Raw genomic sequence first — 4,883 nt, forward strand, 5'->3', positions numbered from 1 at the left:
ATGACCTTACTCCACTCCTTTGTTCTTTCTGTTTCTATACTTAAATTTATAACTATATTTATAAATGCTAACTTAAGATATACAAACACGTCAGTCTGTCTAATAACTAAATTTCAATCGCTGAGAATCGCCTATTCAGAAATTTTCAAAGACACCTGCCCGAATATTAAAGTTACGAAAACAGGTTATTAGACAGTCTGACGTTATACGCAATTCCTCCTTCTGTGGAAAAAACAAATCATTACTTGAAGCTTACGACTAAATAGCTGAAAAAAAAATGAACATTGCGGCAAAAACCCAATAATTCTCTCTAAACCATTACATACAACTTCTACAGTTTTTTAGTTAAGATGAATATTTTTTTGTCTAAATTTGACAAGTTGAGTTTTAACATGTTTAAAAACAACCATGTCATGACAGAAAGCTTTGGTCATTTTATTAGAAAGAAAAGAACTTGGTTGGAATCAAACCCAGCTTGCGTTTCAACTAAATATTGATGCTGCCAAATTAAGCAAAATTGAAAACGGTATTTTTTCACTACAAGAAGATAGATTACAAGAAATTTCAAAAATGTTTGAAATGAATTACGATGAAGTTAAGGATATGTTTTTCGCGGATGAGATTGCAAAAACTATTTATAAAAATCAATGTACTGTTGATACGTTGAAGCTTGCTGACGAAATATTGACATATTATATTAGTACTAATGCCAAACAAGGACAAATAGAATTTAAAAAATGAGTTTAACTTTTGTTGATTTATTTGCAGGTGCTGGAGGGGCATCGACAGGATTAATATCTGCTGGTCTTAAACCAATAGGTGCAATAGAAATTGATGATTGGGCATCGGATACCTACGAACGAAATCATCCCAATGTAAAATTAGTAAGAGGGGATATATCGAAAATTTCTGATACTATCTTAAGTAATTTTAAGGGGGCAGATGTAATTGTAGGAGGTCCACCCTGCCAAGGTTTTTCAATTGCAGCAAGCAACAGAAGAAACGAGAATGACCCAAGAAACAAGCTTTACCTTGAGTATGTTAGAGCTGTAGAACTGATTAAACCTAAGTTTTTTATTGTTGAAAATGTTAAAGAAATAGTAAAATTCAAATTAAAAGAGGGTGGATTATTGTTAGATGATTTTAAATCAAAGCTTGAAGCAATTGGATATAATGTTTCTTTTAGTTTTTTGAATTCTAAAGATTTCGGTGTACCACAAGATCGAAAAAGGTTTTTTATGATTGGTTCTCTTAATCACAAAATAGATTTTTCACTTTTGAATAGCTTTAAAAAACCTGAATTATCATTATGGGATGCAATATCAGATTTACCAACTCCAATTACAAAAGTCGACACAGTTCCTTATGACAAGAAAACTGTTAATGAATATCAGATAAACAGCAGGAACGGATCTGACATGGTATACAACCATGAACCAATGCGGCATACAGCAAGAGTTATAGAACGCTTTAAGTTAATTCCAATAAATGGTAATACGCAAAGTGTTCCTGAAGAATTTAGAAATAGGAAACGAGGAGAAGTCAATGAACTATCAGCAAAAGTTTATCACCAAAATCATAGGAGGTTGAATCCTGATGTCCCATGTAAAACAATTACAGCTTCGTTCTATTCAAGTTTTGTGCATCCATTCCAGCATAGGAATATTACTGTCAGAGAAGCAGCAAGAGTACAAGGATTTCCGGATAGTTTTACTTTTTTAGGAAAAAGGACAACTTTGAGCAAGAAATTATTAGAGAAAAAAGGAATATTTGAAGACATTCATTTAGACCAATTCAATCAAGTAGGGAACGCAGTATCTCCACCTGTAGCTGAAGCCATAGGGAGATATTTAAAAACTTTAAAAAACATATGACGATTAATTGTTTAGACTTATTTGCGGGTTCTGGAGGTTTCACTTTAGGCCTTAAAGAAGCAGGTATAAAAACTAAAGCTGCTATTGAAATAGATCGTTTTGCAGTAGAAACCTTTCGGCATAATTTTCCAAAAGTGGATATGCATCATCGGGATATTACCTCTTTCAATGATAAAGAAATAAAATCGAATTTTACCGGTGTTGACCTTATTGTTGGAGGTCCACCATGCCAAGGATTTTCAGTTGCAGGACCTTCTCAATATGGTAAACTTGACGACAGAAATAATTTGGTCCTTGAATATTTAAGGTTTGTAAAGGTTATTAGCCCCAACATGGTAATAATGGAGAATGTAAAAAACTTCATTAATGGGAAACTACCTTCTAAAGATAAAGTCATAGACGTAGTAACAAACATTTTAGATAAACTAGGTTATGATATTAAAATTGAAGTCCTCTATGCTCCAAAATTCGGGGTTCCACAATCTCGAACAAGAGTTTTTGTAATTGCAATCAAAAGAGGTTGCGGATTACCATTTCCGGAAATTCATGAAACCCATGGACCAGATAAAAAAAACTATATAACAGTTGGAGAGGCTATTACGGATTTACCATTTATCTCATCCAGTGCTGGATATGACGATTCACCCGATAAATTAACTTATAATGAAATCGAATTGAGTACCTATCAAAAAATGATGAGAAAAGATGGTAAAGGGATTTACAACCATATTTCAATGAAACATACTCCGAGATTGATTGAGAGATTTAAACATATTCCATTGGGTGGATCATTGTTAGATGTTCCTTTGGAACATGGGCAAAGAGCCAGAAATGGAACTGATTTAGATACAAAAGCAAGGTTTAAAATGAATAATCAAAGGTTGGATCCAAGTAAAATTAGTCATTGTGTAACAGCCTCTTTTCAATCTACATTTGTTCATCCAGTGATGAATCGAAATCTTACAGCTAGAGAAGGAGCCAGACTTCAATCATTTCCAGATAAGTTTATTTTTAAAGGGCCTCGTACTTTGATGAGTAAAAGTTTGTTGATTCGTGAAAATAGAGAACATGAAATTGGCTTATCTCAATATAATCAAATTGGAAATTCAGTACCACCATTGTTAGCAAAAGCAATAGGAAGTGCGATTGTTAAATCATTTAAACATAAAGTCAATGACACTAGGAGAGCTACACACGAATTTGCTTAGTATAGACAGTCAATTACCCCATGGGAGTAATTTGCGCACCAAGATTAGTAAGTCTATTGAAAATGGTGGGCGTAATGAAGATGTCCTACTAGGCATAGGTGCTGAATATAGTGCTTTACTTGAAAATATTGAAGGATACACTTCTGAGGATACTTTAGGTTGGATAAACGAATGTCTTCCTGATTTTGAAAAATATTATACATTTCTGCGCGAAGATCGTAATAAGAAGTTCAGTCATCAATCAGACTTTCTTTCATCACTCGTACCTGAGTTTTTGTATCAACTATACTTGAAATTTGTTGTTTCAAAGTTTCCAGATTTGGAAATAACAACACAAAAGGATATTGTTATTGATATGTCCTTCCTTCCTTATCAAGAGTTACCAATGGTTGTTAAACCTAAAAGAGTTGATGTGGCTATAATTAAAACCATGCCTCTTAAAATTGATGATACTGAAGTAGATTTTAATATTACAATGGTTGGGGTTGAAGTTAAGACGAACCTAGATAAGAATATGATTTCTGGAGTAGAATACTCGGTTGATAGATTGAAAAAAACATTCCCATTGAGTAAATTTTATTTAATATCTGAATTTGCCGATTTCGCTTTTGAAAAACAAAATTATGCGTCTTCACAAATTGACGAGATAATAATCTTACGTAAACAAAAGAGAAGTGAAGTTCGAAGAGATATTTCTTTAACCAAGGACATTGATATTGAATTAGTTAGGTCTCACATCGATGAAGTCCTGAATTATTTAGAGTCAGTTATTGATGCACCAGAAAGTTTAAATACAAGAATGCAATTAGGAAAACTTATTAATTAATTATGGCTGAGGAAAGACATTATGTTCACGGAACACTTTTAAAAGAAAAGAGTACGACAAGCGCAGATTTGGCTACGGTCTATAACCACTACAAAGAGTTTTTAGAAAACACTAAAGATCTATCAATTCTTGATGATGCTGGAGTTAAAGATCTAGTAAGTGCTTTTAATGACTATCGCTTAGCAGTATTGGAGCCCATTGAATCCAGAAAAAACTCAGGGCAAGAAAACATTAGATCGTCCATGTTGGAAGAATTTTTCTGTCACCTATTTATTGATGTAATCAAAGATTCCTTGGAAGAAGTTCCGGACAATTTGTTTCTTGGTAAAGCAAATAGTTTTGTGGATTTAACATTTTCACCTTCCTCTTTTAAAGAAATATTCTTGGAGCCTAACCCTTATTTTCATTCAAAAGATCAAGACTTTGTTTTAGGGGTGTCTCTAGGTGTCACCATTCAAGCCGAGGAAAAATCATATTCACAAGAAATCATTATTCCTGTCGTTGCAATAGAATGTAAAACATATATCGAAAGAAATATGCTGGATTCTTGTTCTGGAACCGCAAGTAGGATCAAAAGTGCCATGCCATATTGTATTTATATTGTTGCGTCCGAATACATGAAGCTTAAAGATGAGCTACCTGAATTAAGTGACATTAATGAAATATACATTTTGTGTAAAGCCAGTAATTCTGATAGATTGAAAAACAGAAAAGATGGTCTAAACCCTCATAAGATTGATGAAGATTTAATTATAGATCTATTCAATAAAATAAAGGGGCATTTGAATAGTATTTGGTGGCAACCATCTAGAGCGTTAGAAACGGGGAAAATTATTAATAGACCTTAACCCTTTTTTTCGGAAAACAATTTCTGAAATAATGAATATAAAATGCGTATAATCGAGTGGATGGCTCCGCCAATAATTGACGGAGTGCACCCCTCACACCACCGTACATACGGGTCTCGTATACGGC

At 33.4% G+C, this 4,883-nt stretch carries 5 protein-coding genes; all 5 read left to right on the forward strand.

The window, feature by feature from the left end:
* Window positions 1–426 precede the first annotated feature (426 nt).
* The 5 genes from D3P13_RS21575 (at window position 427) to D3P13_RS21595 (ending at window position 4,756) form a co-directional block, all read left to right on the forward strand.
* A complete protein-coding gene (locus D3P13_RS21575) occupies window positions 427–741 on the forward strand; it encodes a helix-turn-helix domain-containing protein (protein ID WP_117885758.1) in 315 nt (104 codons plus the stop codon).
* Window positions 738–1,874 carry a DNA cytosine methyltransferase gene (locus D3P13_RS21580; RefSeq protein WP_117885760.1) on the forward strand — a complete coding sequence of 379 codons (1,137 nt, stop codon included), beginning with the start codon at window positions 738–740 and terminating at the stop codon, window positions 1,872–1,874. Before D3P13_RS21575 ends, D3P13_RS21580 begins: the two co-directional genes overlap by 4 nt.
* Complete coding sequence (locus D3P13_RS21585; protein ID WP_117885762.1) at window positions 1,871–3,082, forward strand: DNA cytosine methyltransferase; 1,212 nt, start codon at window positions 1,871–1,873, stop codon at window positions 3,080–3,082. Before D3P13_RS21580 ends, D3P13_RS21585 begins: the two co-directional genes overlap by 4 nt.
* Window positions 3,083–3,113: 31 nt before the next feature.
* The gene (locus D3P13_RS21590) at window positions 3,114–3,908 is read left to right on the forward strand and encodes a Bpu10I family restriction endonuclease (protein WP_157973005.1); all 795 of its coding nucleotides are present in this window, start codon (window positions 3,114–3,116) and stop codon (window positions 3,906–3,908) included.
* 68 nt (window positions 3,909–3,976) lie between these two features.
* The gene (locus tag D3P13_RS21595; RefSeq protein WP_157973006.1) at window positions 3,977–4,756 is read left to right on the forward strand and encodes a Bpu10I family restriction endonuclease; all 780 of its coding nucleotides are present in this window, start codon (window positions 3,977–3,979) and stop codon (window positions 4,754–4,756) included.
* Window positions 4,757–4,883 lie beyond the last annotated feature (127 nt).

Origin of the sequence: Aureibaculum luteum (genome assembly GCF_003449015.1) — a bacterium.
GTDB lineage: Bacteria > Bacteroidota > Bacteroidia > Flavobacteriales > Flavobacteriaceae > Aureibaculum > Aureibaculum luteum.